Source organism: Waterburya agarophytonicola KI4 (assembly GCF_020640915.1).
GTDB classification, from domain to species: Bacteria; Cyanobacteriota; Cyanobacteriia; order Cyanobacteriales; family Xenococcaceae; genus Waterburya; species Waterburya agarophytonicola.
Genome location: NZ_JADWDC010000130.1, coordinates 1 through 4,258, shown reverse-complemented (window position 1 = coordinate 4,258; position 4,258 = coordinate 1). Strand labels below are relative to the sequence as shown.

The following is a 4,258-nucleotide window of genomic DNA, read 5'->3' as shown; positions in this document are numbered from 1 at the left end:
TCATAATTACGAACCAAGTATTAATATATCTCCAGTAATTGAGGGAAATATTTTATATATCGATTTAACTATTGATAATCAAACTGATTCAGCTTCAGTTAGTTTACCTAATGATTCAGTCAGTTTTGATATTTTTGATGTTGGCGATAATAGCTATATTTTTAAAGTTAATGTAAACGGTGAAACTGATGAAGATATTTTAAATTTACCAAATCAAGATGATACTTTAGACGTTTCAGTAGGTATTAATTCTCGGGATGAAATAGAAGTAACTATTCAATTAAATGAGCAGTTTGTTACTGATAGCGCACCTTTGCCTAGTAGTGACGTAACGGTAGAATTTTATGAATTAAATGATAATCAATTTGGTTTAGCGGTAACAGTTGGAGATAGGCAAGGACAAGATAGTTTTGCAATTAGTTCATCTGAAAATAGTGAACATGTTGAATCAAATTTACAAGTTTCTCTTACCTATGCGGGAAACTTTTTGCAAGTAGCTGTAGCCGATGGAGAAAGTAGTGATTTTGATAGTGTCTTTATCGATGCTGAAGTTATTAATAATTATGATGGTGGAGGGGGTAATAATATGAATTGTGATCAATTAAGCCAAGATATAACTGATTGCTGTCAACAGATTTTATCGGCAATTAATAATTTAAGCAATGTAATTATTGCAGAGATTGACGATTCAGAAAATAATCTAAAAAATGAAATTGATTCGTCCCAAATATTTTTAGATAATCAAATTCAAAAAGTAGAAGATTATTTGACTATTGAAGTAAAAGCCGATATCAACACAGATTATACTTGCGAGTTTGAATTAGATGAAAACGGCGATCGCATTCCTGCTTACGCCATAAGTAAAGTTAAACAGGAAAATATTGATTCTGTTGGGCTGTCGGGCATTGTCGCCTATTTAAAAACTTTTGCTACTAATTTAGACGCTATCCATAGCGATATTTGTAAAGCGATTGACCCTATATCTAGCGTGGGATATTCGGATTTTTACGAATTTTGCGATAATAGCAATATTAATCGAGCAGATTTTGATAATACAGAATTAGGGCAATCACAATATGAAGCAGCTATACAAGCCTATTTACAGGATTTGCTAGCTAATTCTAAATATGGCTATTTAATCGGCAATGGTGATCAGCCTTTATCTGAAGCTTTAATTACTGCGCCTAATAATTGGATTACTCCAATTTTGGCAGATTTTGCCTTGATTCAATCTCGCATTAATAAATCAGCTATATGCGAAATTGAATTATTGGAAAATCCTGAAGTAGTTAGTTTAGTGGCATCACCTAAATACGTAACCAATATTGACGGTGAGATTTTAACCATACATTTCGTTAATCTAGATGCTTACCCGACACGCCGAGCTGATCAAGGTTATCGTCCGATCCATATACCTGCACCAAAAGAAAGTTTTGAATGGAATACAGACTTCTTGAACTTAAGGCAAACAATGGGGAATCAATACGGTGAGATGGAATTAAACGGCTACAAGTCTAAAGTATCAGGTTGGTTTAGCAATATTGATGCGGGGAATAGTTTTTTTGATGCTATTTTAACTTTGACTACTGCTACGGAAATAAACCGCAATTTTCCCAATCATAGTAACCCTCGAACAGATATAGTAATTCGAGAAACTCGCCCTTATCGTGCCTATATTTCTCGTGTTTTGAATACTGGTGAAGCTGAAACACTCTTTAAATATTTTCCTCCCGCCGATGAAGAAGAGAATTAGACACCCATCACGAGGTGCTTTTAATGCGGGTAAAAAATCTATCCACGCTTTACAACCTCAGACTAATAACAGGGGTGAATCGGTGACTCAATACCAAAAATTAACTCTCTGGGAACAAGATAATAATCGCTCTAGGGGCGAATCTAGGCGACTGATCAGACAAAATAAATTACTAGCTGTCAGATATAAGGGGATTTGGTGGGTAAAAGTTAACCCAGACTGCGAGGACTTATTAATTGATCTTTGAATGTTGTGATACATCCTTAACCATGTGTCAGTGAGTTTTTATAACTGAAAGTCATACAGCGTATAGATTAGAAAAGTCTCGAAATTTTATCAATAATTTCTAATCTAAATGGCTAAACAAAATACTAGTTTACAAGTCACTACCTATACAAGTGATTTTGGCGATACTTATACTAATCTGCCTGTCCGCTTCTCGGCTGAAGCTCCCATTCCCCCAGGAATTTACGCTGCTAGAACTGGTGGTTGTTCTGGTGCGGGTTTACCTTTCAAACCTCGCTATATTTTGGCGAAATTTCCCACGGGTGCTTATAAATATGTAGTTCCCAACACTGGCAATATTTTGACCCTTCGTACTGCTTTGATTACTGCTGGTGCTTTGTGTTGTGATTTAATTGGCGAATCTTGGGCGACTATTCCCACTAGTGTATTACCAGTATTTTACTTCAGTCTAATTGTGGCTTGTGCGCAATCGCTGATGCTTTAGAAAATCAGCCTAATACTGAAATCCTCGAAAACCTGCTTAATTTGCTTCTAAATTATTTCAACATTCCCTTACCATTTAACCCTCTACCACCTCCAGAACCATCGATTCAATTACCTCCTGTTGGTCTTCCCGCTAGTCTTGCAAACTTTTTCTTGTTTATTTGAATTGTTATTATGGTCAATTTTCAAAATGCCCCAATTGCATACGGATCAGCTAATACCGCAGCATTAAAAAATTCTGTTGATGATCTATATTATCAAGCCGACCGCGTTAAAAATCGTATTTTGCTTGATTTTGGTCTAGTTAATAAAGATCAACGAGTTGGTATGCAGCTATCAAACAACGGCGTTAATTGTCCTTGTTTGATTAAGTCTGTTCATGCAGCTTCAGGTAGTTCTACGAATGATGGTCTTGTCTGGGAGATCCATAGCAAACTTAACGCGGGTGTACAAGATAGAATTGCCCTCCAGTATGTCGATCAGCGTGACGCCCCTTTTGATCATCCTGAATTTGTTCTACTGCCTGAATATGTCATTTACGTCATTCCTGGTCAGGATAGCTATCCACGAATTGTATTAGAGCCAATCAATTTATTAATTCACGGCATCACAAAAAATTAAAACAATGAAATTACCATCAGGGAAAGTTGTTACTCGCAACACTCCGATCTATATCGGTAGTAACTTCACTTGGGGGGAAGCTACTAAAGACTGTACTCGCCCCGTTCAAGATTTAATTATCAATGGCAAATTAATCATATCTAGTAACGCAGTCGAGCAAAACATTGTTGCGACCGCCAAAGAGTTAGACATTTATCGATCGCTTTTGGGCAATAGACCAATTAAAGTTAATTCTTGGTATCGACCATCTCACGTTAATACTTGGGTGGGTGGCTCAAAATATTCCCGTCATCAATACGGCGATGCAGTCGATATTCGCTCTGATTATTTTTCAGCTTTTCAAATTCACAAGATACTCGATCGCCTCCACTTAGAGGGTGGGCTAGGTCGTTACTACAGCTTTGTTCATATTGACTTTAGGGGGCAAGTAGCGCGATGGTTCGGCTAAATAGTTCTCCTACTCCTTGCTTTTGGAATTGTATCGGCATTGCGATCGCTATTTTATCCGTTGGTGGCGCGATTAATATTTCTCGAACTAAGACATTAGAGATTGAGCTAGCCCAATACAAATTGAAGACTAGTAACGCGATTTCTAAAGTGCAAAAAGTGTCGAACACATTAGAAAAAGTGTCAAACACTTCACCGATCGCCACCCCCAAACGGAGAGAAATAGAGCAACAATTGTCTGAATCTAACGAGATTCTAGAACGGGCTTTTGAAGAAATTGACCAAGATACTAAGCAGTTAATCGATACAGAACTAGAAAAATGAAAATTGTCCAAACTATATCTAAAGCTAAATTCAAGGTGTCTACTCCAAATGTAGCGGGTAGTGAATTAGAACTCGATTTTAACCCCATAATTAAAGAAAAGAATTTATCAGGTGAATATGTAATTATTCACTGGCAAGGTAGACCAAAAGGCGATCGCGAATGGGGGATTTATTCGAGTCACAACGATTCTTATCGCTCTTTTCTTGGGGGTAAGATTAACTGGTCAAGTGTCGAACTTTTCCAACTGAATGATAAAACTACAAATACTTTGCCCTCGGCTGTGTTGATTGTGCCAGAGAGTAAAGTTACCTGTATTGATGGCAAGGCGATCGTCGGTGAAGTTTTGCTGTCTGATGTGGGATAAGAATTATTGGGGATTCAAG

Annotated in this window: 7 protein-coding genes; all 7 read left to right on the top strand. The window is 37.2% G+C overall.

Annotated elements, in window-relative coordinates; all coding sequences use genetic code 11:
* The coding region (locus I4641_RS23340) for a hypothetical protein (RefSeq protein WP_229642982.1) at positions 1-1,753 on the top strand (1,753 nt) is incomplete at its 5' end.
* Complete coding sequence (locus I4641_RS23335; RefSeq protein WP_229642981.1) at positions 1,737-2,000, top strand: hypothetical protein; 264 nt, start codon at positions 1,737-1,739, stop codon at positions 1,998-2,000. The genes I4641_RS23340 and I4641_RS23335, both read left to right, overlap by 17 nt.
* Positions 2,001-2,108: 108 nt before the next feature.
* Entirely contained in the window at positions 2,109-2,483 is a 375-nt protein-coding gene (locus I4641_RS23330; RefSeq protein WP_229642980.1) for a hypothetical protein, read from the top strand.
* Positions 2,484-2,656: 173 nt separating this feature from the next.
* The gene (locus I4641_RS23325; RefSeq protein WP_229642979.1) at positions 2,657-3,103 is read left to right on the top strand and encodes a hypothetical protein; all 447 of its coding nucleotides are present in this window, start codon (positions 2,657-2,659) and stop codon (positions 3,101-3,103) included.
* Positions 3,104-3,107: 4 nt separating this feature from the next.
* Complete coding sequence (locus tag I4641_RS23320; RefSeq protein ID WP_229642978.1) at positions 3,108-3,551, top strand: D-Ala-D-Ala carboxypeptidase family metallohydrolase; 444 nt, start codon at positions 3,108-3,110, stop codon at positions 3,549-3,551.
* Positions 3,539-3,874: a hypothetical protein gene (locus I4641_RS23315; RefSeq protein WP_229642977.1), complete on the top strand. Its 336-nt coding sequence runs from the start codon at positions 3,539-3,541 to the stop codon at positions 3,872-3,874. Before I4641_RS23320 ends, I4641_RS23315 begins: the two co-directional genes overlap by 13 nt.
* A 35-nt stretch (positions 3,875-3,909) precedes the next feature.
* Positions 3,910-4,239 carry a hypothetical protein gene (locus tag I4641_RS23310; RefSeq protein ID WP_229642976.1) on the top strand — a complete coding sequence of 110 codons (330 nt, stop codon included), beginning with the start codon at positions 3,910-3,912 and terminating at the stop codon, positions 4,237-4,239.
* Positions 4,240-4,258: the final 19 nt, after the last annotated feature.

Coding starts and splice junctions, on each gene's coding strand:
- I4641_RS23330 (WP_229642980.1), top strand. CDS start 2,109: ATGGCTAAACAAAATACTAGTTTACAAGTCACTACCTATACAAGTGAT.
- I4641_RS23335 (WP_229642981.1), top strand. CDS start 1,737: ATGAAGAAGAGAATTAGACACCCATCACGAGGTGCTTTTAATGCGGGT.
- I4641_RS23320 (WP_229642978.1), top strand. CDS start 3,108: ATGAAATTACCATCAGGGAAAGTTGTTACTCGCAACACTCCGATCTAT.
- I4641_RS23315 (WP_229642977.1), top strand. CDS start 3,539: ATGGTTCGGCTAAATAGTTCTCCTACTCCTTGCTTTTGGAATTGTATC.
- I4641_RS23325 (WP_229642979.1), top strand. CDS start 2,657: ATGGTCAATTTTCAAAATGCCCCAATTGCATACGGATCAGCTAATACC.